The organism is Gudongella sp. DL1XJH-153 (assembly GCF_049310905.1).
GTDB lineage: Bacteria > Bacillota > Clostridia > Tissierellales > Tissierellaceae > Gudongella.
The window spans coordinates 40,498-65,808 of record NZ_JBMEMN010000002.1 but is presented as its reverse complement, the minus strand read 5'-3'; the positions used below and the strand labels follow the sequence as shown (position 1 = coordinate 65,808).

The following is a 25,311-nucleotide window of genomic DNA, read 5'->3' as shown; positions in this document are numbered from 1 at the left end:
ATATCAAGTGTAATTGGTGCCTCAGAGGGTATATATCTCCGGGGCATTCTAATGTAACCATTAATTGAGGGAGGAATGTAGAATGAAGTTTATTGACTTGCATTGCGATACATTGATGAAAACCGCTGAGGCGAATAAATCCATAAGCTTGCTGGAAAATAATACGACCAGCGTTGATTTCAAAAGGATGAAAAAAGGAGGTTCACTGGCTCAGTTTTTTGCAGTGTTTTTGCCGACAGAGGAAATGTTTATAGAGAATGTTGGAGAGATAATGGATGATGATATTTACATAAACACCCTTGTGAATACCCTAAAAAGAGAGATAGGGGAAAATAGCAGCATGATTGCTCTGGCCTATAATTATGAGGACATACTACGTAATGAAAAGAATGGAAGAATGTCAGCCATCTTAACGATTGAGGACGGTAGAAGCGTCCAGGGCAGCCTGGATAAGCTCAAGCACTACTACGATATGGGTATAAGATTAATGAGCCTTACATGGAATTTTGAGAACTGCTTTGGTTATCCCAACTCGGACGACAAGGAAATTATGGGAAAGGGTATGAAGAAATTCGGAAAAGAAGCTGTGGAGTATATGAATGACCTTGGAATGATAGTTGATGTTTCACATATTTCAGACGGCGGTTTTTACGATGTAGCCAAAATCAGTAAAAAACCTTTTGTGGCATCCCATTCCAATGCAAGAGAAATTTCTCCCCATAAAAGAAATCTCACAGACCATATGATAAAGACTTTGGCGGAAAAGGGAGGAGTCGCCGGAATAAACTTTGCGCCTCATTTTCTTCAGCCTGATACCACAACTGACAGGAGTACCGTTGAATTGATGGTAAGGCACCTTAATCATATGAAAAATGTTGGTGGGGAGGATGTGGTAGCTCTTGGCTCTGACTTTGATGGTATAAGAGGAGAGTTGGAGGTTGATAGTATCCACAAGATGCCCATGATATTTGATGCCCTAGAAAAGGATGGATGGAGCATCGGGCAGATTGAAAAGCTTGCATACAAGAATACCTTAAGGGTTATCAGGGAATCCATGTAGGATTGAGAACGCTCCCATGGGCAAGGTGTTAAATAGTATGTAATAAATGAAATGAGGACCTTCATCACGAAGGTCCTCATTTCATTAGGGGGTGAGTGGCTTTAATTTTGATTGTTTAAATAACTGGAGGCAGCAATTGAAATGAGTTTATCCTCAATAGAGTCAGATCTAGAAGTCATTACCAGAGGTTTTTTAGTTCCGATTATAACCGAACCTACTCTCTTCTTAGCGATGTATGTTATTGCTTTGTGAAGGACATTACCCATTTTAATATCTGAAACTACCAGGATATCTGCATTACCAGCCACAGGTCCTGAAACTCCCTTATGCTCTGCGGAAGTTTTGGATATAGCATTATCCAGTGCAAAGGGACCATCAATTTTACAATTTTTAATTTGTCCGCGATCATTCATCTTGCTTATAACAGCAGCATCAATTGTCTCTTGCATATTTGGATTAACTGTTTCAATTGCAGTTATCAATGCTACATTTGGACATTCATATCCAAACTTTCTTGCTGCAAACACAGCATTGTTTACTATACTAATCTTTTCATTAATATCTGGCGCAACATTCATGGCACAATCTGTTATGAAATACAGTCCAGTATTATCAATATTATCTGTTAAAGTTATTTGGGAAATTTGTGAGTCGGTTCTAAGTCCAACTTGCTTATCCAACACTGCTCTCATAAATGTAGCAGTGGATAATAATCCTTTCATGGGCATATCAGCTTTACCAGATGTAACCAGTTCAACTGCCATCTGTGCGCAGCTTTTATCATCATATGATTCTACGATTGGAACATCCTTAAGATTGTAATTGCCTTCTGTTATCAGATTACGAATACTAGTAGGGTTACCTATGAAAATAAAATCAGCTAAGTTGCTACTGATTGCCCTCTCTGCAACGGCTAAAATATCATGATCTGCAGCTTGTGCAACAGCAATTGTATTTTTTGGTAGTTCCTTAACCTTCTCCAGTATTTCATTCAATGATTTGATCATAAAATACTCCTTTCTTAGTAACAGAATTAATATTATCTAAATATCTACTTGTACTCTTGAATAGGCCAGTCGCCAGAAACTGCATGCATGGCACCATCAACCAAAGACTCCAGCTCATCTTCTCCAGGGAATAAATGTATGGGTGCAATAAAAGAACACCATTCAGTCAAGCCATTTACTATATATTCCGAGTATGCCAGGCCTCCAGTAAAAGCAATTCCATCTACATTTCCTTTGAGTGTAACTGCAGCAGATCCAATATTCTTAGCAATTTGATATATCATTGAGTCATAGACTTCTTTTGCAGTCTTGTTCCCATCTGCTATCATTCTTTCAACTTCTCTTGCATCTTTGGTACCAAGTAATGCAAATAAACCACCTTTACCATTGACCATGCGATACAATTCTTCGTAAGTATGATCTCCTGAGTAAGCAGCTTTTAACACTTCGCCAATAGGTAGTGTGCCAGCCCTTTCAGGTGCCATGGGTCCGTCGCCATCGAGCCCGTTATTTACATCTTCAACCTTACCTTCATGATGGGCTGCAATAGACATACCTCCACCCATATGAATAATTATTGCGTTAAGTTCATCATAACTCTTATTGAGTTTTGATGCTAGCTTTCTTCCAACAGATTTTTGATTAAGTGCTTGATACCAACTTTTACGATATACATTTTTCCATCCAGTATATCTGGCTTCAGGAATTAATTCGTCAATACATGGTGCATCAACTGTAAAAGCTTTGATATCCAGTTCACTAGCCAAATCATGTGCTATAGCGCATCCTACACCACATGGATGATTTCCATATTTTCTACTTTTAGCATCGTCAACCATATTCTGATTAATCCTATATGTACCGCTATTCATCGGTTTAATGGGAGCACCTCTAGATACCAAAAAATCAAAATCAGATAATTTGTAACCGTTTTCATGTACAAAATCAATGATTACATCTTTTCTAAAGTTGTATTGATCCCATATATCATTGTAATTACTGAAAGATTCGTCTGTTTCGTGTCTTATAGTACTTTGTTGTAAGCATGTCCTGTCATTGAATATTGCAATTTTAGTGGATGTGCTACCTAGATTCATTACTAAAATAATGTGTTCCTTTGACATTTTCACTCCTCCTTATATACACTCTATATAAACTTATAATAGTATAAAAAAGAAAACTGTGTGAAAAAACACAGTTTTCTGAATAATGACATGCGATAATTAGATTAAGTCATAGAGATTCAATCGGAATTTGTCAGGAAATCGTTCAACTTGTTCAAATCAGGACAGCAAATTGTTCGTTTCTGCTTACATATCAGCTTTTGTTTCTTTAAATTGTTGATTGCTTTAGTTACAGCTTCTCTTCTTGTACCTATCATTTCAGCAATTTCCTGATCAGTGATAGTAATCTCTAGATGATGACCTTCAATACAATTCCCTTTGAATGTGCAATTGTCATATAAAGATGTATTATTGATTGAGCATTCTTTTCCAAAAGATTCAAACAAGCTTAACAAGAGTGCTACGACACGTTGCTCAATCTTTAGGAAAGACATGTATTCAACCTGAAATGCCAACAGCCTAATTTTTCTACCCATTGATTCGAATATTTGGAATACGATTTCCGGGTAGTCAGTAAAAAGATTTGTTAATTGTTTTTTAGTAAAAAACAATACTACTGAATCCTTTAGAGCTTGAGCATTTGTAAAGCTAGGATACTGGTCAAAGAAGGCAGTTTCACCGAAAAATGATCCAGGCTCATGAATTGCAAGAGTTTTTTCAGTGCCTTTAGAGTCTATAAGATTAACTTTTATCCTACCGTTTACCAGGAAAAACAGGTAATCTTGTGCATCATCCTGTTGATAGATTAAGCTACCTTCGGTGTATGTGTGTTGACTATCAGTATATTTGAGTAAGAGTTCATTTATGTCAGTATCATCGATCACCCATAGTGATTTATAAAGCATAATCATACCTCCTTTGATATATCGAGATGGTTCACTTTCAATATACCATAATAAATCGATTAATTGAAGGAGAAGGGTTAATTCATATTTGTAAAAGAAAATGATTTTAAAATTATAAGGAGGGATTTTTATGAAAGAGATACGAATTCATGGAAGGGGAGGTCAAGGTGCTGTCACAACATCCGAAATCATTGTATATGCAGCGGTTGAAGATGGTAAATACGGTGCTTGTTTTCCTTATTTTGGCTTTGAGAAAAAGGGAGGCCCAGTCAGTGCATTTGTAAGAATTGATGAGAAGAAGATTAGAGAAAAGAATCAGGTCTATAACCCAAACTGTGTAATGGTAATTGATCCAACTCTGTTGAAGAGTGTGGATGTATTCGTAGGGGCAAAGGAAGATTCCATACTTGTAATTAACACTAAATCAATAGAGGATATTGATATCCCTGAGAATATAACCAAGGTTGCATATGTAGACGCTAACACAGCATCTATGGAAATATTTGGAAGATTACTTCCTAACACTGTGGTGCTAGGAGCTTTCGTTAAAGCAACTAACTGGGTAAGTTTTGACAAGGTAAGTGAAAAAACTCAGGCAATCTGGGGACCAAAAAATCAGGAAGCATTGGATTATGGTTATAATAATGTTGTTATTGTTGATGTGAATGGAGGGGAAAAGCGTGACTAAGCCAGAATTTACTAAGACAGATTTTATATGTGCAGTAGGAAAAGAGTTGAACATTATAAATACAGGCGATTGGAAAATGTATCCGGTAGTAATTGATCAAGACAAGTGTATAAAATGTAGTTTGTGTTTTCAATATTGTCCAACTAAATCTGTAAAATATGCAGATGGTACATATTTCATAAACCCGGATTTTTGTAAGGGCTGTGGAGTGTGCATAGAAGAGTGTCGATCAAACGCCATCGATTTTGTGAAGGGGGAATAACCATGAGTAAAAGACAAGTGTTAAATGGCAATCATGCTGCAGCAATAGGGGCATTGTTGGCTAAACCTGATGTAGTAGCTGCTTATCCCATAACACCGCAGACACCACTGGTAGAATATTTTAGTCAATATGTTGCTGATGGAGTAATGGATTCAACTATAGTTGAGCCAGAATCAGAGCATTCAGCCATGAGTGTACTTACAGGAGCATCACTGGCAGGCGCAAGAACATTTACTGCAACTTCATCACAAGGGTTATCATTAATGTTTGAACCTTATTTTAGAGCTTCTACGATGAGATTACCTATAGTCATGAATATTGTAAATAGGGAAATGATATCACCTCAAACCGTATGGGGTGGACCGCAGGATTCACTTACAGTCCGTGATGCAGGGTGGCTACAAATTTATGTTGAGGACAATCAGGAAATTTTGGATATGAATATACAGGCATTTAAGATCGCTGAACATGATGATGTGTTGTTACCAATAAATATTTGTTATGATGGCTTCTATCTATCTCATATGACAGAGGGTGTAGATGTTCCAGATCAAGAAGAGGTCACAAATTTCATGCCACCATATAATCCTACGCATGTTAAATTGGATCCTGAAACACCGATGGCAGTAGATCCTCTGACCCCAGGTGACTATCTTCAGTACTATAGGGAGTTACATATGGAGGCTATGGATAATGCCAAGAGAGTAATCAAGGAAGTAAATGATGAATTTGCTGAGAAGTTTGGCAGGGATTATTTTGGTCTTGTTGAGCCATATAGAATGGAAGATGCTGAGTATGTACTTGTTACACTGGGTTCATTAACTGGATCAGCAAGGATTGCTGTAGATATGGCTAGAGATAATGGTGTAAAGGTTGGACTGGTTAAAATTAGATGCTTAAGACCATTTCCTAAAGACGAAGTGATGGAATTATTAAGTGGAAAAAAAGCTATTGGAGTAGTTGATAGAAATGTAAGCTTTGGTTGGCATACAGGTATTGTATACCAAGAGATAAAATCAGCTATAAGTACTCAAACGGCAGTTCCAACTGTACCATTTATTGGTGGCTTAGGTGGAGAGGATTTGACTACTGAACTCATGAGCGAAGCAATTGTAAAAGTAGTTGAGGCAGGTGAGGATGGAACTATTGAAAATAAAGCTCATTGGCTTATTAATACAAAGGGGAGATAATATATGAGATTACCTGAAAAAATGTCAGCATATGAAGATATGGTTGGTCCTGGAATTACAGCATGCTCAGGCTGTAATGTAGAGTTGTCAATGAGAACAGCTCTTCAGATTTTTGGACAAAATACAATTGTAGCAGTTCCTCCAGGATGCATGGGAGGAGTTCAAAGTGTAGGTTGGGCAGATAAAACAGGAATGAAAATACCGGTTTTTTTCCCACTGCTTGACAATACTGCATCAATGTTGAGTGGAATTAAGAAGTATTATGAGAGAATAGGAAGAGATGTCAACGTTGTTGCTTTCGCAGGTGATGGTGCTACTTTAGATGCTGGATTCCAAGCCCTGTCTGGAGCTGCAGAGAGAGGAGATAACATCATTTATGTCTGCTATGACAATGAGGGATACATGAATACCGGGTTTCAAAGAAGTAGTTCAACTTCATTAGGGTCTTGGACTTCTACAACTCCAGTAGGTAAGGCTGCTCATGGAAAGTCATCTCATAAAAAGGATATGCCTATGATTATGGCAATGCACGATATTGCATACATGGCTACAGCATCGCCAGCATATATGCCTGATTTAATTAGAAAACTTGAAAAAGCAAAAACAATAAAGGATGGTTTGGTCTACATTCATATTTACAACAGTTGTACCACAGGCTGGGGTTATCCATCTGAAAAAAGTATTGAAATAGTGAGAAAGGGAGTTAAGTCTAGATTTATGCCAATCTATGAAGTCGATCATGGAAAATTCAAGTTAAATGTTGATGTTAAAGATCCTATTCCACTAAAAGAATATTTGTCATCTATGAAGAAGTACAACCATATCAGTGAAGAACAAATAGATGATCTTCAAGAATACATTGATAAGAAATGGGATAACTTAAAGACGTTATGCGACGTGATGGGCTAAAAGAGATTCTTTTATCAAGAAATATATTAATGTGCTGTTTACACAAAAATATTTTTGGAAATAGGGTGGAGGTATATGAAAACAATTAACAGAATAATTGATTTATGTATGAAGACGCTTTCAATAATTGCAGCTTTAGCTTTAGGTTTTCTACTTCTTGGCATCTGTTATTCAACATTATCGCGAGTGGCTTTCAACAAGCCACTAACAAATTTAGTTGAATATTCGACCTACAGTCTTATGTATGTTACTTTTTTAGGTTCACCTGAGATACTCAAGAACAAAGGTCACATAAACTTGGATTTGATTACAACTATAATATCCGAGAAAGCAAATAGAATATTATCAATGATTGTCAATATTGCAGGGGCTGCTATTTCGGCAATTATCTTCTACTATGGAGGACTTGTAGCGATTGATAATTTTGTGAATAATATTAAGATAATGGATTCTATGGGAACACCGCAGTATTTATTAACTGCAACTATACCTATAGGGATGTTTTTTATGACAATCCAATTCATTAGAAACTTTTACGGAGACTTTAAAGAGCACAAGAGTGCTGTCTAGAATCTAGTAGTTGTAATCATTTTGAGAAAGAGGTGAATTATATGGAGTGGTATGTAGTTTTATTGCTCATCTTCTTTGTACTACTGGCAATCATGTTTACGGGGTTACCTATAGCGTTTAGTTTTATGGTTGTATCTGTCGTAGTTATGTTTATTTTACAAGGTGAGTTTGGAATCAGGCAATTGATACTTGGAATGTATGATCAGGTGGCAAAGTTCTCCCTGACCCCAATTCCATTTTTTATGATAATGGGTGAAGTTTTTTATCAATCAGGGTTAGTAACGAGAACATTAGATTCATTATCAAAGTTTGTTAAAAAAGTTCCTGGTAGACTTAGTATAATAACACTTTTAGGTGGAGGGGTTTTCGCTGCTCTTTCAGGTTCTGTAGTAGCAAATACTGCTATGTTTGGTTCATTAATGCTACCAGACATGATGAAAAGGGGTTATAATAAGTCGCTGATTGCTGGTTCAATAATGGCATCTGGAGCACTAGCGATGGTAATTCCACCGAGTGCTCTGGCTGTATTACTTGGATCTATATCAGGAATATCTGTAGGCAAAATATTAATTGGTGCAATATTCCCAGGAGTTTTGTTGATGCTGATGTACATATCTTATGTAATGGTTATATGCTTAATTAAACCTGAGTATGCACCTTCATATGAAGTGGAGAAAACTCCTTTCAAGGAAATGATGATAGCTGCATTCAAAGACTTGGTACCATTGTTTTTTATTTTTCTTGCAGTAATGGGAATAATTTTCACGGGAGTTGGAACACCGACTGAAGCAGCTGCTATAGGAGCGTTGAGTTCATATATACTGACAGCTTTCTATGGGAAATTGACAATAAAGCTTATTGTAAAAACATTAACAGATTCACTTAAAGTAACTTCAATGGTATTGATAATTATTGCAGGTTCAGCAGGATTTAGTCAAATTCTTGCTATGACTGGAGCTAGCAGACAAGCAGTTATGGCAATTATGGGTTTATCGACATCAACATTCTTGATACTTGGTTTAATGCTTTTTATTATCATTATTCTGGGATTCTTTATGGAGCAGACTGCAATAATGATGATAACTCTACCAATAATGATGCCTGTGATCATAAACATGGAAGTGAATACGATTTGGTTCGCAGTAATGTATCTGATATGCTTACAGATTGGGCAATTGACACCACCGGTAGGACTGGCTCTATTCACAATGAAAGGTGTATCTCCACCTGAGGTTAGAATGACTGATATTTACAAAGGTGCTGTTCCTTTCCTCGCTATGGACATTTTAGCACTATTTGTAATTGCATTAATACCTGCTCTGGTAACTTGGTTGCCGAGTTTAAATTAACATTAGAAACACAATCTATTGGCCGTAATAAAATTTAGATAAATCAAAGGAGGAAGGACAATGAATATCAAGAAATTAATGTTTTTAATGCTAGTTTTTGTTATCAGTTTGAGTCTTATTGCATGTGGTGGCGGTTCATCTCAAGAAGCTGGAGGAGAAACACAAGATCCATCTGAATCAGAATCAGGAGAAGAAAGTAGTGTTGTATTAAGAGTAAGCTCAGCATGGGCAGAAGGAAACAGCCTGTTGTTCAATTTTGATGACTTCGCTCAAAAAGTTGATGAGAAATCAAATGGTACAGTGAAAATTGAGTGGGGCGGTGGTCCAGAAGCAATACCTACATATCAACTTGTTGAAGCATTGAAAAACGGAATTGTAGATATTGCTTGGACAGCTCATACTTACAATGTTTCTAACATACCAGTTCTTGAAGCAATGAAATTGACAGATGCTGCAACTATGAGAGAAACTGGCGGTTTTGAGTTTGTTAATGACATTTACAATGAAAAATTAAATAGTCACTATATAGCTGCATCAACTGACGGATTAACTTACAATCTATATACAAAAGACGAAATTAACAGCCTAAGTGATTTTGAAGGAATGACTATTAGAGCAACACCTGCATACCAGCCATTTGTTGAATCACTAGGAGCCGGAGTCGTAAATATGGATCCAGGTGAAGCCTATCAGGCACTTGAGCGTAATGTAATTCAAGGATATGGATGGCCAAGTGTTGGTGTTACAGATTTTGGATGGCAGGAAGTTTCAGAATATATTATTCAGCCGCAATTCTATACTGTTGATGTTGCCATCATGATGAGTGACAAAGCTTGGCAAAAATTAAGCGATAATCAAAGAGATGCTATTATGGAAGCTGGAGCAGAGATTGAAGAGGAAGCAAGAGAATATTACAAAGAAGCTATAGATGAAGAAAATGAATTTTTGAAGAGCGAAGGAATGAAAGAAATTGTACTTGAAGGTGAAGAAGCTGAAGAATATTTGAAATTAGCATATGAAGAAGGTTGGAAAAGTGCACTAGAAGCTGATCCAGAAAATGCTGAAAAATTGCAAGAGTATACCGAATATAATCAGTAATTAAGGAATGATAATAACAACGAGGCTAAGAACAATATCTTGAACAGTATTTAATAATGAAATTTATGACACCAGTTTGCTATTATGATTGGTGTCATATTTTATCGGTGTAAAATTGCAATCTAATTTTTGAAAAAAGCTGGCTGTAGTCATAGCCAAATTGAAAAACTAGCCTACAAGAATACCTTAAGGATTATCAGGGAATCGATGAAATAGGAAAAGCACGGTCACTGGACCGTGCTTTTGTAAAGCCTCTGTATGTTTTACTGAGTTACAAGCTCAAGTTCTACTGGGATATACTCATCAACTGAGTCACCATTTAGAACCATAACTGCAGTGTCAACACCGATTGAACCGATGTCCATTGGAAGCTGTTGTACAGTAGCTGCAAGTTCTCCAGCTTCAACTGCTGCAACAGCATCACTTGTTGCATCAAATCCAACAATCATGATATCCCTACCGGATGCTCTGATTGCTTCCAAAGCTCCTAGAGCCATTTCATCGTTGTGTGCGAATACGGCATCAATTTCAGGCTGAGACTGAAGAATGTTTTCCATTACGGAAAGTCCTTCTGCTCTGTCAAAGTTGGCAGTCTGTTTTGCCACTACTTCAATGTCAGTTCCTTCGATTGCTGCGTTGAATCCTTCGCCTCTTTCTCTTGCTGCCGATGCTCCTGGTATTCCTTCAAGCTCAACTACATTTCCGGCTCCACCAAGTTGTTCTACGATAAATTCACCAGCCATTGTTCCACCAGCTACGTTGTCAGAAGCTATATGAGCTACAACTTCTCCTGAGTTAGCTGACCTGTCAAGGGTTACAACAGGAATGCTTGCTGCATTGGCTGCTGCAACTGCACTACCTACTGCATCTGAATCTGTGGGGTTGATCATAATAAGGTCAACACCTTGGTTTATAAGGTCTTCAACATTTGACAATTCTGTAGCTGCATCATCCTGTGAGTCTAGCACTATAAGGCTGGCTCCAAGCTCATCTGCTTTTTCCTGTGCACCATCCCTAAGGTCAACAAAGAATGGGTTATTCAAGGTTGATACTACCAATCCTATAGTGTACTCACCTTCAGCACCTCCGTTGTCAGTTCCTCCTGTGCTACAACCTGCAAGTCCTACTGCCAATACAAGTGCTAAAGCCAGTCCTAAATACAATTTTTTGTTCTTCAATTTTTTCTCCCCCTTTAAATATACTTTCTTTTAATCTATCTCAACCCACATGGGTTAAAATCATATTAACGAGACTTTCTCTGTTTCCTGTCCAATAAAACTGCTATAAGAATTACTACACCTTTGGCGACATCCTGATAATATGATGAAACCTGCAGCATATTCAATGCATTATCCAGGATTCCTATTATCACTGCGCCGATTGCAGTACCAAATATTGTTCCAATACCACCTGCCATACTTGTTCCACCAATTACCACTGCAGCAATGGCATCGAGCTCATAACCAGAGCCAGCTGTCGGTTGTGCAGAACCCAGCCTTGCTGTTACAATAATTCCTGCCAGAGCTGCCAGAACACCTGCTACACCGTATACAAAAAGTTTTATATTATCGGTCTTTATACCTGAATACATTGTAGCTTCTTCGTTTGAACCCAGAGCGTATGTGTATCTTCCGATTTTCAAGTGATTAAGTGTATACCAGGATATAAAGAATACAACAAGCATTATATAAACCGGCAATGGAATTCCAAGGAAGTAACCGGTACCGATCTTTGAGAATATTGCGGATGTATCTGATCCAAATATGCTGATTGGCCTACCTTGTGTGTAAACAAGGGTTAATCCACGAAAAAGAGTCATTGTACCCAATGTAGCTATAAAAGGTTGAAGCCTGCCTTTGCTTATAAGCAATCCATTTACCAGGCCAATTGCAAGACCCACCAATAGCGTCAGGAGTATGACCAAAATGATGTTCATTCCACTAGCCACAAGACTTGCTGCAATAGCTCCTGAAATGGCAAGAACACTACCAACTGAAAGGTCAATCCCTCCAATAAGGATTGCAAAAGTCATACCAGTTGCAATTACTGCATTTATGGATGTCTGCCTTAAAACAGTGATTATATTTGACCAGGTCAAAAATCTGTCGCTTAGGAAAGACATTGCCACCACTAGTATCAACAGGACTACAACAGGCTTGTTATCCAACAAGAACTGCTTCCAGCCCTTTCCCTTCAAAGAAAATCTACCCATCTAGTTCACTTCCCTTCCGACGGCATAAGTCATTATTTTTTCCTGGTCAGCATCGGCAATATCAAGAATACCACTTACTTTTCCTTCGTGCATGACCATCACTCTATCGCTTATTCCAAGTATTTCAGGTATCTCCGAAGAAACCATAAGAATACTCATTCCTTCTTGCTTGTATTTATTGATCAGTTCGTAGATCTCTTTTTTTGCGCCAACATCAACACCTCTTGTGGGTTCATCCAGCAGGAGAATGCCAGGATTTGTATCAAGATTCTTTGCAAGAGCAACCTTTTGCTGATTACCGCCACTCAGGAACTGAAGAAGCTGATACTTGCTGGCAGCCTTGATGGACATTGTCTTAATGTAGGCATCGGTGGAATCTCTTTCCTTGCTTTTGTCGATATTACCAATCTTGCCAACATACCTATTCAATGATGCCAGAGTAACATTCTCAACAAGGTCCATTCCAAGGACGATACCATTTTCCTTTCTGTCTTCGGAAAGGTAGGCAATTCCATTATCAATTGCATCCTTTGGACTGTTGATGGTAACAGGTGACCCATGTAACAATATTTCACCTTTTTCAGGGTGATATACACCATAGATTGTCCTGGCAAGTTCAGTTCTTCCTGAGCCCACAAGCCCCGCAACTCCAAGTATTTCTCCTTTTCTTAGCTGAAAGGATACATTGTGTACAAATCGGTTGGTTAGGTTTTTGACCTCAAGGACCACATCACCGATTTCAGTTGCCACTCTTGGATACTGTTCACTTAGTTTTCTGCCAACCATCATTTCAATAATTTTTTCTTCATCCAGATCTTCTATGGGCTCTTCTCCAACGAGAGTGCCATCTCTTAGTACAGTCACATGGTCACAGATTTCAAATATTTCCTTGAGTCTGTGGGAAATATAGACGATACTGTGTCCTGAATCCCTAAGCTCTCGAACAACCTGGAACAATCTTTTGGTTTCTGACATGGTCAGGGCCCCAGTTGGTTCATCCATTATTATAATTTGGGCATCAAGGGAAAGGGCTTTTGCAATTTCAATCATCTGTTGCTTGCTTATGCTCAGGTTCTTAACAAGTTCTCTGGGGTCTTCATCCAAGCCCAGTTTTGCAATCCATTTTTTTGAATCCTCAAAGAGCTTTTTCCAATTGATTTTTCCGCCCTTGCCGACAGGTTCTCTTCCAAGGAAGATGTTTTCACCGATGGAGAGGTCCCTTACAAGATTAAGCTCCTGGTGGATAAATGCAATTCCCTTTTCCTGGGATTCCTTTGTTGTGTTAAAATCCACTGGCTTACCATTAAGATTCACATCTCCGGAGGTCCTTACATATACTCCTGTGAGAATTTTCATAAGAGTGGACTTGCCAGCTCCGTTTTCGCCAACAAGTGCCATTACTTTACCCCTGTATATATTGAAGTCGACATTATCCAGTACCCTTACTCCGGAGAATTCCTTTATTATATTTTCCATTGAAACAATTTTTTCTTCCATGGAGAATTCCTCCTTCAACTAAAAATCATTAGAATATAACTCCTGATATCAGTATTATGTTTGCATATGGAGTAAATTCTCCAGTCCTGACAACTGCTTTGGATGTCTTGGTTCGATTTTTGAATTCGAGATGTGGAATATATGCGATACTGAATTCATCTTCAAATTCCTCCACAAGCTTCCGGATTTTTGCATGCATCTCGGGACTTGTATACTTAATTTCTTCAGCCAATATTATTCCTTCTATCTTATGCTCTGAAAGAACTGCTCTAAGAACATCCAAGAAGGAAGGAACACCTTCAAATACGGCAAGATCTATCCTAGGAGTTTCTGAAGGTATTGGGAGACCTGCATCCCCAATTGTCAACTCATCCATATGACCCATACGTGATATTACAGAAGATATATCTGAGTTAAGCAGGAAGTTTTTTTTCATTTCTATCTCTCCTCCTTTAATTTCAGTTTTTCATACCATTTTTCAAATTGCTCTACCTCCTGAAGAAGGGGAAGAGAGGTTTGTGCTCCGTGCTTGGTAACGGTCATTGCCCCTACTTTGGTGGCAAACAGGATCGATTCCTCCATTGTTGAACCATTTGCCAGCGACACTGCAAGTGCAGCATTGAAGCTGTCTCCAGCAGCCGTTGTGTCCACTGCTTTTACCTTATAGGCAGGATAAATCTGTGAAAAATCCTTTCCAATATGCATGCTACCTTGACTGCCTAGTGTTACAACCAGTTCAGAGACTCCTTTTTCCAAAAGTAATCTACCAGCAGCTTCAACCTTTTCAGATGTATCTGTTTCCATATTGCTCAGAAGCTCAAGCTCCGTTTCATTTGGTGTAAGCACGTCTACCAGTGTATATATTTCATCATCAAGATTCATTGCAGGAGCTGGATTTAGAATTGTGGTAACATTGTTCTTCTTTGCCAACTTAAGAGCTGTCTTGACCGTATCCAAAGGTGTTTCCAACTGGACCAGCATGACGTCTGCTCCCTTAAACGCATTCTCCATTTGTAAAAGGTCTTTCGAAGAGAAGCCAGAGTTAGCTCCCGGTGCGACTGTTATGGCATTGTTTCCTGAATCCTCTACTACAATTGCTGCAACTCCGGTTGGGGAATCGTCCTTTTCAAGTACCATCTGAACATTGACGCCATCCCTTTCGAGTGAATCCTTAAGTCGCTTTCCCATCGAATCATTTCCTACTGCACCAAGCATAATTGTTTCTGTACCAAGCTTGGCTGCAGCATCTGCCTGATTGGCTCCCTTTCCGCCTGAAACCTGCTTAAAGTCAGAGCCCAGGATTGTTTCACCGGGTCTTGGTATTTTAGGAGCTCTTATAACCAGGTCCATGTTAAGACTGCCTACAACTATCACCATTTCTTTAGCTCCTTTCAACTGGATTTTCTTATTATAAGTTCTGTATCTAGAATAAGATTATTATTATCAGCTTTTCTGCCTTCTATTGAATCAATCATCATTTTAACAGCTTCATAGCCCATGGAATAATTGGGTTGCTTTATGGTCGTTAGTTCAGGGTCTACCATGGAGGATATATATATATCATCGAATCCCATTATTGCAATATCATCGGGGATTGAGATTCCCATTTCCCTGATTCTTTTCATTGCGCCAATTGCTATGGCATCATTGCCACAAAAGATAGCCTGAAAATCCAGATTGCTATTCAGCAGGTCTTCTGCAGCTGCATAACCCCATCTTGTTCTGTATTCTCCGACCCTGACAAGGTTTTCGTCGTATTCAATATCATTATCCAATAGTGCTTTTTTGTATCCTTCAAGCCGGTCTCTGGCCGTACCTGTGTTTAATGGGCCGGCAATATAAGCAATTCTCCTGTAGCCTTTAGTCACAAGGTAATTTACACCTTCACTTGATGCTTTTGCATTATCAACCAAAATCTTTCCCAGTATATTAGGTGAATCATAATCTCTGTCAATCAAAATAATTGGTATTCTGGTGTTCTCAAGACCTGTCATTTCATCATTTCTGTTCGCAGAGTGGGTGAGGATAATGCCATCAACCATTTTTTCAGACAGCATCTGAATATATTTATTCTCCTGATCCACATTATCATCTGTATTGCAAATTATGATATTGTAGCCGGATTCCCTTGCCTTGTCTTCAGCACCTCTTGCAATTTCGGGGAAGAAGGGGTTTACGATGTCCGGAAGTATCAAACCCAAGGTTTTTGTTTGACTGGTTACAAGACTTCTGGCCATGGAGTTGGGAATGTAATTGATATCCTTTGCTATCTTAAGGACTTTATCCCTTGTTGGTTGTGAGATACTCTTATCCTTCTTATTTAATATCATTGAAACAGTTGCGGTTGAAACACCCGCCGCCTTTGCGATATCCTTTATGGTTGTGTTGCGTTTCTTCATAAAATCAACTCATTCCATTTGGTTAAACGTTTAACTACATTTATATTATACCACTAAAACCTATATTGAAAACAGTTTACACATATTTTGAAAAAATAATTCCAACTAACACTTTTCTGGAACTATCAACTGGAACTATCAAATAGAAAAAACATCTAAAGATGAATTAAGCAAGCTTTTTATGATACTCATCTACGGAAATTTCATGATTAAAAAAAGTATAAATTTCCTATTCGCAATAAAAAAGACTGAGCCCCATATTGGGACTCAGCTTGAATTATTCTATTCGGTTTCAATTATCTTTTCCTTAACTTCCTTGGGACCAACATCCTTAAGAAGATGCTTTAATTCCATTGGAAGAGGGAAGAGAATGGTATTGCTTTGCTGATTGGCAGATTCACTTATGGTTCTTAGCATCCTAAGGGTCATTGCACCGTCAACCTCTGTGAGGATTTCCGTTGCTTCTGCAATTTTCTTTGCGGCTTGCTTTTCACCATCTGCCTGAATTACAACAGCTCTTCTGTCACGTTCAGCTTCAGCCTGTCGTGCTATTGCCCGTTGCATTTCCACAGGAATCATAACATCTCTGATTTCCACTGCCGTAACTTTTATTCCCCATGGATCTGTTGCTGAATCTACGATTTCCTGAATTCTCTTATTAAGCTTATCCCTTTCTGAGAGAAGTTCATCAAGGTCTGCCTGACCTACAACGCTTCTCATCGTTGTCTGGGCAAACTGGCTTGTTGCTTCATGGAATTTCTCAACATTTATGACTGCCTTATCAGGTTCTGTAACCCTGTAGTAAAGCACAGCATTGACCTTACAGGTAACATTGTCCTTTGTAATAACTTCCTGTGGTGGGACGTTGTCAACTATAATTCTTAATGAAACCCTTACAATTTTATCAATGAATGGGATTATCAGTATAAGGCCAGGACCTTTAACTGATACAAGTCTTCCCAGTCTGAAAAGAACACCTCTTTCATATTCAGGGATTACTTTTACGGCCATCTTAAGAAGTCCACCAGCCAGGATTATACCACCCAGATAGGGGATAATTCCTTCAAACAAATCCAGTATCATTGAAATACCTCCTTTAATTTAAAGCTACATTATTCTTTATCAACCGGTTCAACTATAAGAACCATTTGATGCCGTTCCAATACTCTTATATGAGTTCCTGCTGGCACAAAGGACTCACTTCGTGTCTGTGCCTTCCACAATTCTCCTTTTACTCTTACGAGTCCCTGTGGATCAAGATTTTCCATTGTTATTCCCAGTTCATTTAAAAATTCATTTTCACCCATATAGACAGGCGTTTTCCTAAGTCTTACAAGTCCTGCAAGAAGAATAACCAGAAATATTGATCCTACAGCACCTATGCCTATTGCCATAAGTCTAAATTGTATCAGCCATCTGCTGGTGACCAATGGTTCAACAGGGAGATATATGATTCCTAATACAACGCTGACAACTCCTCCAGTCCCCAACACTCCATAGGTTGGGGTGAGAGCTTCAGCTACAAGAAGTCCCATGCCGAGGAATATCATGATAACGGCAAACAGGTTTACTTCAAACATTCCAAGCCCGAACAGCGCAAGTATAAGAGAAATGGCACCCAGAACCTCGGGAACAAATGTCCCGGGATTGTTGACTCCAAATATGATGCCGTATACTCCCACCATAAGAAGTATGAATGTTATTTGTGGATTGCTTATAAGATGCGTAATCTTTTCAGTTAGGTCTGGTTCAATTGATTCAATTACTGCATCCTCTGTGTCCATCATTATTGTTTTTCCCTGGAATTGAATTTCCTGTCCGTGAATAGTACCCAGAAGTGAGACCAGGTTGGGTTCAATATAATCTGCAACGCCTAGCTCCAATGCCTCAAGACTGCTTATGGTAAGATTCTCTGTTACAAATCGCTCAGCAATGTCTCCAGGTCTTCCATTGGTCTCTGCTATACTTCTGATATGACCTGCAAGAAATAGAATTGTCTTGTCATCGGCAGTTTGGGTTTCTTCCTCACCAGGAGTTATAGTCACTGGCATTGCTGCTCCAGTGGTTGTCCCAGGTGACATTGCTGTAATATGCCCTCCAAGTAGAATAAAGGATCCTGCAGAAGCAGCAATTGCACCTTGAGGTGTTACATAAGTTATTATTGGAACATTCGATGCAGAGAGGTCACTGATAATCTTAAGGGTTGAATCCACAAGTCCTCCAGGAGTATCCAAAAGAAGGACAAGGGCAGTTGCATCTCTTTCCTCGGCTTCCTGGACACCTCGTTCAATTCTTGCTGCAGTACCTGCTGTTATCATATCATCAAGGTCTATAGTAAGAATTAGAGGTGAACCTTTAGCATCCATATCAGAGGAATTCGAAGTTGAAATTGGCACAAAAATAATTACTGCAACTAGTATAATGCTTATTATTCGCTTCATAGCACCACCTTACCTTATCATGGTAACTTTCTTATCTTATGTATACCCAGGAGAAGTACCCTGAATATATTTTCATGATATTTACAACTGCTCATTTTGGAAATAGGCTGTAAATATTCCCATTAGAGTAATAAAATTTCAGATTATTATCAAAAATTCAAAAAAATCATGATAATATTGATATAATGACAGTAGAAGATAAATCTATGGATGCGAAGAAAGGAGTATACTTTTGGGAGATTACAGATACGAACATGGGAACAATGAACCAGTAAGTGTTTCAGAGTGGCTGATAACAGCTTTGATTATGGTAATACCTTTGGTTAATATTGTTATGCCATTTGTATGGGCCTTTGGCAATGGAACAAAGAGGAGTAAATCAAACTTTTTCAAAGCCCAACTTGTTGTTGCACTGATTGGAGTGGTATTCTACTTCCTTTTTGCAGGGATGCTTTTTTCATACATAAGAATGCCCAGCCAGATGATGTTCTAGTTTAGGTTGCGGATGTTTTTAAGCATAAGAAAATATTAGCATAAGAAGGGAAAACTCAAGAATGTTTAGGAGATGATTGAAATGAAAGCCTACAGCGATTGGGCTTCAGCTAGAAATTTCGGTTTGGTTTTGCTTATTCTTATGGGTCTTGCTTTTCATGAACTATACAAGGCAACTGGGATAACATTTTTAGGAATAATCAGCCCTGTAAATGAGAGCAAGTGGGAGCATTGGAAAATGGCATTCTTTCCCATGCTTATAATTGGAGGAATTGAATACTTTCTGTTGGGTCTTCGAGGTAATAATTATTTATTTGCATTAGCTGCAGGAGCTGCCGTCTTCCTGATAGTAACTTTTGGAGGGATTGAGATTTACGAGATGATCTTTGCTAAGGCACATATTGTCGTTCATGTGGTTTCGTTTCTTTTAGGTGCTTTGGCAGGACAGATTACCCGATATTATGTAATGAGTCAAACGAGACCATCCTTGATGCTTCTCATTGCAGGGATAACAGTGATAGGATTAATGTTTTCGATATTTTTCAGATTCACATTTAATCCGCCAATGCATGACTATTTTAGAGACTCAATAACAGGAAGCTATGGAATCTATAAAATCAGGTAGAGGATGATAATATGATTAATATTGTAGCATTTATTGGGCCAAGTGGTTCAGGGAAGACAACTCTTGCCAAATACATGAATTTAAGAAAAGTCATAACTTTTACCACAAGACCCGTTAGAAAGGGTGAAAGGGATGGTGTTGACTACTTTTTCATGGAGAAGAAGGAATTCCTCAGACTTTATGATGAAGGGGAACTTCTTGAATACACAGAGTATAATGGGCATCTTTACGGCATGGGAATAAAACCCTTGAGAGATTCGATTTCAAAGGGAGAGTTGATTTCGATTGTAGTGGACATCAATGGTGCAAAAAGGCTTAAAGAGGTATTTCCGGATAATCTTCTTGTGATTGGGATAAGGACACCACTTGAAGAATGTTTTGAGAGGATGAAAGAAAGAGGAGATCCTGATTTCTCAAGCAGAAGCAAACTATATGGTGAAGAGATAGATGCAATGACCGATATCTCTCATGTTATTATTCTTAATACAAAAGACAACTGGTGGATGTCCAGGATAATAATAGAGGGAATAGGCAGTAAATTAGAAGAGACAGATTGGGTATAGGTTAAATAGAAGCACAGAATTCATGATAATCTATGGAAAAATCATTCTTCCAATTATATTTTTGCGAGGAAGAGCTCCATATTCACGGCTGTCTGATGAAAGAAGTCTGTTGTCACCAAGAATGTAAACGTGATTTGCAGGAACTGTATAGCTGTAATCCATATCCCATTCAGGCATTTTTTCTTCATCTGCCTGCAAATTCAATGGCAGGGTCATGCCGTTGACATATTGTTCTTGAAGTGGAAATCCGTTTCTATAGACAAGACCATTTTCAATAGTTATTACATCGTGTTCAAGACCTATGATCCTTTTTATCATCAGAACATTATCCATGGAATCGGGAGCAGAGATTACGATTATATCTCCATAATCTAGGTTTTCATCCGGCATTCCAGGAAGGTAAGGAAGACTCCATACGACAACTGTATCACCGTCTGATAAGGTCGGAACCATTGAGTCTCCATTTATTTCTATGGTATCAAATGAGATTAATATTCCCGTGATCATAATTGCAGCTATCACAAAAAATATTATCAGTTTGCTGTTGAGACTTATCTTTGAATTATCAGTAGTCATTGTTTTCTCCTTGTCTTTGTCAATTTTGAATACAATATAATTATACCCTTAGTTGGGTTTCAGTACAACGAAGATATGGCACAGAGGAAATTAAGAGAAAAATAGCAAGAATATTGATAAAACGTAAATATAAATAAAGAAAAGGTGATTAATATGACAGATCCATCTACGAATGTGGGCACAGTGCTAAGAAGAGTAAGGTCCGAAAGAGGATTGACTCTGGAGGGAACAGCAGAACTGACAGGTGTCAGCAAGGCGATGCTTGGACAGATTGAAAGAGGAGAGTCCAATCCTACAATATCAACGCTTTGGAAGATTTCCACTGGTCTTAAAATATCTTTTTCTGAACTTTTTGAGACAAAAGAGGAAGAAAAACTTGGTGTTGTGAATTTTGAAGAACAAGATCCTGTTTATGAATCAGAGGGGAAGATGATTCTCTACAATGTATTTCCATTTAATCCAGTAACTGGTTTTGAATATTTCTATATTAAGCTTCTGCCCAGTGCATTCCACAAATCCGCACCTCACAGAAGTTCGAGTCGCGAATACATTGTGGTAACCGAAGGCAGGCTGATAGTGCAGGTAGATGATGAAAGCTATCAGATCAAGGCCCCTGCTGCATTCTCATTTAAGGCTGACAGGGAACACAGCTATTCAAATCCATTTATTGAACCTGTGGTATTTCAAGACATAGTAAAATATTAGGGAATACTATCAAATAAATATTGGTTACAGCTCCCGGATTTTTTTGCCGGGAGTTTTTTGTATTACATTTGTTGGGTATATTTTATGTGTGAGGGGGTTGTTTTATGCCGGGAGATGGAGAAAAACTTTTGGAAGACGACAGAAATATTTCAGTTTTTATTGAGTATATGAAGAGTAGAGATGAAGAGAGTCTTGTTCTAGCAAGAAAAGCCTTGAGAAATATAAAAAGCTATTCCAGCACAAGAAAAGACAAGCAGGGATACAGAATAAGAATTAAGTGTAAAAATGAAGAAAAGGTATTCAATTATTATTTTCCATATAGATATGAAGAGTTTATAAATACCATAGTTGAAAATTTTGACTTGGAAAAGGGAAAGACTGGATATCTTGAAAATACTGGTGGGTTTTTATTGAACTATATGACTCAGAGGGGCTTCGAATCAATTGGTTTGACACTCTGTGAAGATGAATGGGAAAAATGCATCTTTGCCAATTTTCCTGTGCTAAGAAGGGAGTATTTGAAAAGAGAGCTTTCTCCTTTAATGGCCGGGAATGAGAATTCTCAAAAAGTGGACAGACTTGTCTGGATAGTTGACGATTACATGAGGGAAAAGAAATTTTTGAATAATTATATTGAGAACGAAGATGTTGATATCATAATGTTGATACCAAAAGGTATAAAGATAAATCCAGTTGAGTTTCGCAGGGAGATTTGTTTGGATAGGTCATTAATATCAAAAGAGAGTGAGTTTCAAATCTTGATTCTGTCATCCAAGGATGAAATTGATCAGAAAGAGACAAGGATTCCTGAAGGTCTTGAGGTACTAAAGAGCAACTCTGTAATACTTAAGGTAGATATGGAAAAGTGCAGGGACAACAATGGATTTATGTATACAGAGCAGGGTCACTATTTCGTTGAAACATTGAAACAGTATGAAAATAACGAGGATTTAAAATATGAGGAATCATATCTCAAGGACTATTATGATAAATTCCAACCTGACAATCGAAGAGACAATTACCTTTGGGAAGAGGGAGTGGATTGTTTTCCAATGGATCATGGATGGTTGTATGATCCCTGGAGAGGACCTGCCAATCCTCCTTTGAGGGAAAAAAGGTTTGAAACAAGAAAAGGTGGGAATCATAATATTGGTCCAAATACTGAAGAATTTGGTCATGCTGAGTTCAATAGGCTTAGAGGTGCTTATGACACTCTAAAGGAGACTGGTTATAATCCGGATTTCTTTGTGGATGGATATATTACGGGATATTTACTAGTCCGGAAGGACGATTACAGATTCGTTGCCAGCGAAGGTCAGCACAGGATAGCTGCTCTTTCAGCACTGGGATATGATAGCTTTGTCTGTAGATTTGATCTTAAACCCTGGACAAGCGAGACGGTATTCTATAACCAGGCAAGCAAGTGGCCACAGGTTAAGGCTGGGATTTTCACACCAAGGGTTGCAAAAATGTGTTTCGAACATTTTTTTAGGACAGATAACAACACTAGGCTAATAGAGCATCTAAAAAGGATGTCTTCAATTTGAAGACATCCAAATTTTATCTCTGAATGATATTGTCTTTGTTGCCTCATCCCAGAATACTTCAGCCCCAAGGGCTTTAGCCACCATCTGGAGAGTTGAGTAACAAACAAAAACTCATATTATGTCGGTAGTTATGGAAATCCAGGGTATAATAATTTTAAGGAAATCGTTGGAGGAAATTATATGAATCATGTCGATTTAAGAATATATGGTGAATTGAATAGACTCCTCTGGAACCATCGCGAAGGCGGTGAAATTATCATTCATATTAAAGGAACGCCTTCGGTTAAGGATGTAGTTGAATCACTTGGAATACCACACAGCGAAGTAGGGCTACTACTTATAGATGGAGAGGTGGAAGGTTTTTCCCGAAAGCTGTATGGAGGAGAAAGGGTCTCGGTTTATCCGGTATTCAAAAAAATTGATGTAAATTCTATATCCAAGACAGTGATAGAATTTCCTGAAGTACATAGATTTGTTCTTGATGTACATTTGGGAAAACTTGCTAGGTATCTTAGAATGCTGGGATTTGATGTTGTCTACAGAATAGATGCTGATGATCCCTGGCTTGCCAATATATCAGAATCCGAAAAGAGGATTCTTTTATCCTTTGACAGGGAGCTTTTAATGCGGAAGAATGTTTCATATCCCTACCTCGTTAGGTCCAGATATCCAATGGAACAGCTGAAAGAGGTCATTGAAAAGTTTAACCTTCTTGAAAACATCAAGCCTTTTTCAAGGTGTCTTGTGTGTAATGGTGTACTTGTTCCTATCAATAAAGAGAAAATAGAGGATCAATTGCCAGAAGGTGTAAGGGAAATACGTCATGTCTTTAAAATATGCGAAAATTGTGGAAAAATATACTGGAAAGGTACACATACCGACAAGATGGATGTTATAATTAACGGGTTGAGACAAGGAAACAGAAACGAGAATATGTAAGCAAAAAAAGAACCGGAAGGTGAAAAAATGACCAATATTATGGATTACCTTGATTGGAGAGGAGATCTTGATTTTTCAAGGGATCCCTTGAATGAAGTAGATAGTTTGATTCTTTCAATCTTAAGCTACAATGATTTTGAAGGAATAGTTCCCGAACCAGGAGAAAAGGGTACAATAAGTTTAAGGGAAGCGGCCAAGATGTTTAGGGAACAGAAGGATGTTACCCATCTGGAGGACATACCATTCCTCAATGTAATTCCTGATCTATTAAATAAAGCTGCAGAAACAGAACGATTTGGAAATCTTGCAGCAACTTGGTACATAAACCAAATTGATCCAGAGGCAACCAAGCAATTTTCAGCTGTAGTTTTTAAACTTACAAATAAGATCAATTATATTGCATTCAGAGGTACAGATGACTCTCTTGCAGGATGGAAAGAAGATCTTCAGATGAGCTTTATGGAAGAAGTCCAGTCCCAAAAGGAGGCAGTTGCATATACTGGAAGGGCTATAATGGCAATGAAGGGTGATTTTATTCTGGGAGGACATTCAAAGGGAGGGAATCTAGCCATTTACGCTGCATTGAAGATGAATGAGCTGAATAAATCAAGAATAATAGAAATATATAACAATGACGGTCCTGGATTTCAGCCCGAGGTGGTTGAGGGAGAAGACTACAGGAGTATTAGGGACAGGATTCATACATTTCTACCGGAGTCATCAATAGTGGGAATGCTTCTTGAACACGGAACCTACTATGATATAGTAAAAAGCAGGGGACTTGCAATAACTCAGCATAATCCTTTTATATGGGAGGTTGTTGGAAATGGATTTATTCTGGCTGACAGCCTGACAAAGGAAAGCCTTAATATCAATACCACAATTAGGGCATGGGTAAAAAAGCTATCCAAGGATGAAAAAAAAGCCTTCGTGGATGCATTGTTTGATGTATTAAATGAGACTGGAGCAAATTCACTGGCAGAACTAAATCATGAAAAATTCAGTGCTGCAGATGCAATGATCAAGGCACTGAAGACGATGGATTCTGTAACAAAAGATCATCTAAAGGATACGATTGACATGCTTTTTGAAGAGGCAAGAAAAGTAATAAAAAAGTCTATTTCAGATGATTTTGATTCTCTTGTATCACGTAGAAAATCAAGGAAGAGGAAGGATCAGGAATAGACAGCAGGATGATTCCAAAGACCTTAAT

At 38.2% G+C, this 25,311-nt stretch carries 27 protein-coding genes; 15 read left to right on the top strand and 12 right to left on the bottom strand.

The annotated features are described in order from the left end of the window. Window positions 1-82 precede the first annotated feature (82 nt). Entirely contained in the window at window positions 83-1,060 is a 978-nt protein-coding gene (locus tag ACOEN1_RS01910) for a dipeptidase (protein WP_422484723.1), read from the top strand. A gap of 101 nt (window positions 1,061-1,161) precedes the next feature. On the opposite strand, the gene ACOEN1_RS01905 is transcribed toward ACOEN1_RS01910, so the two are convergent. The 3 genes from ACOEN1_RS01905 to ACOEN1_RS01895 all read right to left on the bottom strand — a co-directional run bounded on the left by ACOEN1_RS01905 (window position 1,162) and on the right by ACOEN1_RS01895 (window position 4,036). Continuing rightward, entirely contained in the window at window positions 1,162-2,067 is a 906-nt protein-coding gene (locus ACOEN1_RS01905; RefSeq protein WP_422484722.1) for a phosphate acyltransferase, read from the bottom strand. Window positions 2,068-2,111: 44 nt separating this feature from the next. Further along, the gene (gene buk / locus ACOEN1_RS01900) at window positions 2,112-3,191 is read right to left on the bottom strand and encodes a butyrate kinase (RefSeq protein WP_422484721.1); all 1,080 of its coding nucleotides are present in this window, start codon (window positions 3,189-3,191) and stop codon (window positions 2,112-2,114) included. Window positions 3,192-3,310: 119 nt separating this feature from the next. Then, the gene (locus ACOEN1_RS01895; RefSeq protein ID WP_422484720.1) at window positions 3,311-4,036 is read right to left on the bottom strand and encodes a Crp/Fnr family transcriptional regulator; all 726 of its coding nucleotides are present in this window, start codon (window positions 4,034-4,036) and stop codon (window positions 3,311-3,313) included. A gap of 130 nt (window positions 4,037-4,166) precedes the next feature. Here ACOEN1_RS01895 and ACOEN1_RS01890 point away from each other — a divergent pair, with 130 nt between their 5' ends. The 7 genes from ACOEN1_RS01890 to dctP all read left to right on the top strand — a co-directional run bounded on the left by ACOEN1_RS01890 (window position 4,167) and on the right by dctP (window position 10,102). Then, a complete protein-coding gene (locus ACOEN1_RS01890) occupies window positions 4,167-4,724 on the top strand; it encodes a 2-oxoacid:acceptor oxidoreductase family protein (protein WP_422484719.1) in 558 nt (185 codons plus the stop codon). Further along, entirely contained in the window at window positions 4,717-4,986 is a 270-nt protein-coding gene (locus ACOEN1_RS01885; protein WP_422484718.1) for a 4Fe-4S binding protein, read from the top strand. The genes ACOEN1_RS01890 and ACOEN1_RS01885 overlap by 8 nt, the downstream gene beginning before the upstream one ends. Before the next feature lie 2 nt (window positions 4,987-4,988). After that, a complete protein-coding gene (gene porA, locus ACOEN1_RS01880; RefSeq protein ID WP_422484717.1) occupies window positions 4,989-6,176 on the top strand; it encodes a pyruvate ferredoxin oxidoreductase in 1,188 nt (395 codons plus the stop codon). 3 nt (window positions 6,177-6,179) lie between these two features. Beyond that, window positions 6,180-7,085, top strand: coding sequence for a thiamine pyrophosphate-dependent enzyme (locus ACOEN1_RS01875; protein ID WP_422484716.1), 906 nt, complete (start codon window positions 6,180-6,182; stop codon window positions 7,083-7,085). 75 nt (window positions 7,086-7,160) lie between these two features. Continuing rightward, a complete protein-coding gene (locus ACOEN1_RS01870; protein WP_422484715.1) occupies window positions 7,161-7,655 on the top strand; it encodes a TRAP transporter small permease in 495 nt (164 codons plus the stop codon). Between the two features lie 41 nt (window positions 7,656-7,696). Next, window positions 7,697-9,004 carry a TRAP transporter large permease gene (locus tag ACOEN1_RS01865; protein ID WP_422484714.1) on the top strand — a complete coding sequence of 436 codons (1,308 nt, stop codon included), beginning with the start codon at window positions 7,697-7,699 and terminating at the stop codon, window positions 9,002-9,004. A gap of 60 nt (window positions 9,005-9,064) precedes the next feature. After that, entirely contained in the window at window positions 9,065-10,102 is a 1,038-nt protein-coding gene (gene dctP / locus ACOEN1_RS01860) for a TRAP transporter substrate-binding protein DctP (protein ID WP_422484713.1), read from the top strand. A 263-nt stretch (window positions 10,103-10,365) separates the two neighbouring features. Here the strand turns inward: dctP and rbsB are convergent, their stop codons facing one another. The 8 genes from rbsB to ACOEN1_RS01820 form a co-directional block, all read right to left on the bottom strand. Beyond that, window positions 10,366-11,280: a ribose ABC transporter substrate-binding protein RbsB gene (rbsB, locus tag ACOEN1_RS01855; protein ID WP_422484712.1), complete on the bottom strand. Its 915-nt coding sequence runs from the start codon at window positions 11,278-11,280 to the stop codon at window positions 10,366-10,368. A gap of 65 nt (window positions 11,281-11,345) precedes the next feature. Continuing rightward, entirely contained in the window at window positions 11,346-12,314 is a 969-nt protein-coding gene (gene rbsC, locus ACOEN1_RS01850) for a ribose ABC transporter permease (protein ID WP_422484711.1), read from the bottom strand. Next, window positions 12,315-13,811, bottom strand: a complete 1,497-nt coding sequence (locus ACOEN1_RS01845) for a sugar ABC transporter ATP-binding protein (protein WP_422484710.1) — start codon at window positions 13,809-13,811, stop codon at window positions 12,315-12,317. A gap of 28 nt (window positions 13,812-13,839) precedes the next feature. Further along, window positions 13,840-14,247, bottom strand: coding sequence for a D-ribose pyranase (gene rbsD, locus ACOEN1_RS01840; RefSeq protein ID WP_422484709.1), 408 nt, complete (start codon window positions 14,245-14,247; stop codon window positions 13,840-13,842). 2 nt (window positions 14,248-14,249) lie between these two features. Continuing rightward, on the bottom strand, window positions 14,250-15,188 hold the full coding sequence (rbsK, locus tag ACOEN1_RS01835; RefSeq protein ID WP_422484708.1) for a ribokinase: 939 nt from the start codon (window positions 15,186-15,188) through the stop codon (window positions 14,250-14,252). A 14-nt stretch (window positions 15,189-15,202) separates the two neighbouring features. Then, on the bottom strand, window positions 15,203-16,210 hold the full coding sequence (locus tag ACOEN1_RS01830) for a LacI family DNA-binding transcriptional regulator (protein WP_422484707.1): 1,008 nt from the start codon (window positions 16,208-16,210) through the stop codon (window positions 15,203-15,205). A 282-nt stretch (window positions 16,211-16,492) separates the two neighbouring features. Beyond that, on the bottom strand, window positions 16,493-17,293 hold the full coding sequence (locus tag ACOEN1_RS01825) for a slipin family protein (protein WP_422484706.1): 801 nt from the start codon (window positions 17,291-17,293) through the stop codon (window positions 16,493-16,495). A 29-nt stretch (window positions 17,294-17,322) separates the two neighbouring features. After that, window positions 17,323-18,651 carry an NfeD family protein gene (locus ACOEN1_RS01820; protein WP_422484705.1) on the bottom strand — a complete coding sequence of 443 codons (1,329 nt, stop codon included), beginning with the start codon at window positions 18,649-18,651 and terminating at the stop codon, window positions 17,323-17,325. Window positions 18,652-18,883: 232 nt separating this feature from the next. Here ACOEN1_RS01820 and ACOEN1_RS01815 point away from each other — a divergent pair, with 232 nt between their 5' ends. The 3 genes from ACOEN1_RS01815 (at window position 18,884) to ACOEN1_RS01805 (ending at window position 20,331) form a co-directional block, all read left to right on the top strand. Beyond that, window positions 18,884-19,144 (top strand): hypothetical protein, encoded by a 261-nt coding sequence (locus tag ACOEN1_RS01815; protein WP_422484704.1) that lies wholly within the window; start codon window positions 18,884-18,886, stop codon window positions 19,142-19,144. 81 nt (window positions 19,145-19,225) lie between these two features. Beyond that, a complete protein-coding gene (locus ACOEN1_RS01810; protein WP_422484703.1) occupies window positions 19,226-19,768 on the top strand; it encodes a DUF6512 family protein in 543 nt (180 codons plus the stop codon). 11 nt (window positions 19,769-19,779) lie between these two features. Next, window positions 19,780-20,331, top strand: coding sequence for a guanylate kinase (locus ACOEN1_RS01805; protein ID WP_422484702.1), 552 nt, complete (start codon window positions 19,780-19,782; stop codon window positions 20,329-20,331). A 30-nt stretch (window positions 20,332-20,361) separates the two neighbouring features. On the opposite strand, the gene lepB is transcribed toward ACOEN1_RS01805, so the two are convergent. Next, window positions 20,362-20,907 carry a signal peptidase I gene (lepB, locus tag ACOEN1_RS01800; RefSeq protein ID WP_422484701.1) on the bottom strand — a complete coding sequence of 182 codons (546 nt, stop codon included), beginning with the start codon at window positions 20,905-20,907 and terminating at the stop codon, window positions 20,362-20,364. 153 nt (window positions 20,908-21,060) lie between these two features. Here lepB and ACOEN1_RS01795 point away from each other — a divergent pair, with 153 nt between their 5' ends. From ACOEN1_RS01795 to ACOEN1_RS01780, 4 genes are all read left to right on the top strand, one after another. Next, the gene (locus ACOEN1_RS01795) at window positions 21,061-21,612 is read left to right on the top strand and encodes a helix-turn-helix domain-containing protein (protein WP_422484700.1); all 552 of its coding nucleotides are present in this window, start codon (window positions 21,061-21,063) and stop codon (window positions 21,610-21,612) included. 104 nt (window positions 21,613-21,716) lie between these two features. After that, window positions 21,717-23,159, top strand: coding sequence for a hypothetical protein (locus ACOEN1_RS01790; protein ID WP_422484699.1), 1,443 nt, complete (start codon window positions 21,717-21,719; stop codon window positions 23,157-23,159). A 180-nt stretch (window positions 23,160-23,339) separates the two neighbouring features. After that, window positions 23,340-24,098 (top strand): Mut7-C RNAse domain-containing protein, encoded by a 759-nt coding sequence (locus ACOEN1_RS01785; RefSeq protein ID WP_422484698.1) that lies wholly within the window; start codon window positions 23,340-23,342, stop codon window positions 24,096-24,098. 27 nt (window positions 24,099-24,125) lie between these two features. Beyond that, window positions 24,126-25,283, top strand: a complete 1,158-nt coding sequence (locus ACOEN1_RS01780; RefSeq protein ID WP_422484697.1) for a DUF2974 domain-containing protein — start codon at window positions 24,126-24,128, stop codon at window positions 25,281-25,283. The last annotated feature ends 28 nt before the right edge of the window (window positions 25,284-25,311 follow it).

What these genes read in the sequence shown, in the direction of transcription:
- ACOEN1_RS01910 (WP_422484723.1), top strand. Translation starts at nt 83, where the DNA reads ATGAAGTTTATTGACTTGCATTGCGATACATTGATGAAAACCGCTGAG.
- ACOEN1_RS01905 (WP_422484722.1), bottom strand. Translation starts at nt 2,067, where the DNA reads ATGATCAAATCATTGAATGAAATACTGGAGAAGGTTAAGGAACTACCA.
- buk (WP_422484721.1), bottom strand. Translation starts at nt 3,191, where the DNA reads ATGTCAAAGGAACACATTATTTTAGTAATGAATCTAGGTAGCACATCC.
- ACOEN1_RS01895 (WP_422484720.1), bottom strand. Translation starts at nt 4,036, where the DNA reads ATGCTTTATAAATCACTATGGGTGATCGATGATACTGACATAAATGAA.
- ACOEN1_RS01890 (WP_422484719.1), top strand. Translation starts at nt 4,167, where the DNA reads ATGAAAGAGATACGAATTCATGGAAGGGGAGGTCAAGGTGCTGTCACA.
- porA (WP_422484717.1), top strand. Translation starts at nt 4,989, where the DNA reads ATGAGTAAAAGACAAGTGTTAAATGGCAATCATGCTGCAGCAATAGGG.
- ACOEN1_RS01875 (WP_422484716.1), top strand. Translation starts at nt 6,180, where the DNA reads ATGAGATTACCTGAAAAAATGTCAGCATATGAAGATATGGTTGGTCCT.
- ACOEN1_RS01870 (WP_422484715.1), top strand. Translation starts at nt 7,161, where the DNA reads ATGAAAACAATTAACAGAATAATTGATTTATGTATGAAGACGCTTTCA.
- ACOEN1_RS01865 (WP_422484714.1), top strand. Translation starts at nt 7,697, where the DNA reads ATGGAGTGGTATGTAGTTTTATTGCTCATCTTCTTTGTACTACTGGCA.
- dctP (WP_422484713.1), top strand. Translation starts at nt 9,065, where the DNA reads ATGAATATCAAGAAATTAATGTTTTTAATGCTAGTTTTTGTTATCAGT.
- rbsC (WP_422484711.1), bottom strand. Translation starts at nt 12,314, where the DNA reads ATGGGTAGATTTTCTTTGAAGGGAAAGGGCTGGAAGCAGTTCTTGTTG.
- ACOEN1_RS01845 (WP_422484710.1), bottom strand. Translation starts at nt 13,811, where the DNA reads ATGGAAGAAAAAATTGTTTCAATGGAAAATATAATAAAGGAATTCTCC.
- rbsD (WP_422484709.1), bottom strand. Translation starts at nt 14,247, where the DNA reads ATGAAAAAAAACTTCCTGCTTAACTCAGATATATCTTCTGTAATATCA.
- rbsK (WP_422484708.1), bottom strand. Translation starts at nt 15,188, where the DNA reads ATGGTGATAGTTGTAGGCAGTCTTAACATGGACCTGGTTATAAGAGCT.
- ACOEN1_RS01830 (WP_422484707.1), bottom strand. Translation starts at nt 16,210, where the DNA reads ATGAAGAAACGCAACACAACCATAAAGGATATCGCAAAGGCGGCGGGT.
- ACOEN1_RS01825 (WP_422484706.1), bottom strand. Translation starts at nt 17,293, where the DNA reads ATGATACTGGATTTGTTTGAAGGAATTATCCCCTATCTGGGTGGTATA.
- ACOEN1_RS01820 (WP_422484705.1), bottom strand. Translation starts at nt 18,651, where the DNA reads ATGAAGCGAATAATAAGCATTATACTAGTTGCAGTAATTATTTTTGTG.
- ACOEN1_RS01810 (WP_422484703.1), top strand. Translation starts at nt 19,226, where the DNA reads ATGAAAGCCTACAGCGATTGGGCTTCAGCTAGAAATTTCGGTTTGGTT.
- ACOEN1_RS01805 (WP_422484702.1), top strand. Translation starts at nt 19,780, where the DNA reads ATGATTAATATTGTAGCATTTATTGGGCCAAGTGGTTCAGGGAAGACA.
- lepB (WP_422484701.1), bottom strand. Translation starts at nt 20,907, where the DNA reads ATGACTACTGATAATTCAAAGATAAGTCTCAACAGCAAACTGATAATA.
- ACOEN1_RS01795 (WP_422484700.1), top strand. Translation starts at nt 21,061, where the DNA reads ATGACAGATCCATCTACGAATGTGGGCACAGTGCTAAGAAGAGTAAGG.
- ACOEN1_RS01790 (WP_422484699.1), top strand. Translation starts at nt 21,717, where the DNA reads ATGCCGGGAGATGGAGAAAAACTTTTGGAAGACGACAGAAATATTTCA.
- ACOEN1_RS01785 (WP_422484698.1), top strand. Translation starts at nt 23,340, where the DNA reads ATGAATCATGTCGATTTAAGAATATATGGTGAATTGAATAGACTCCTC.
- ACOEN1_RS01780 (WP_422484697.1), top strand. Translation starts at nt 24,126, where the DNA reads ATGACCAATATTATGGATTACCTTGATTGGAGAGGAGATCTTGATTTT.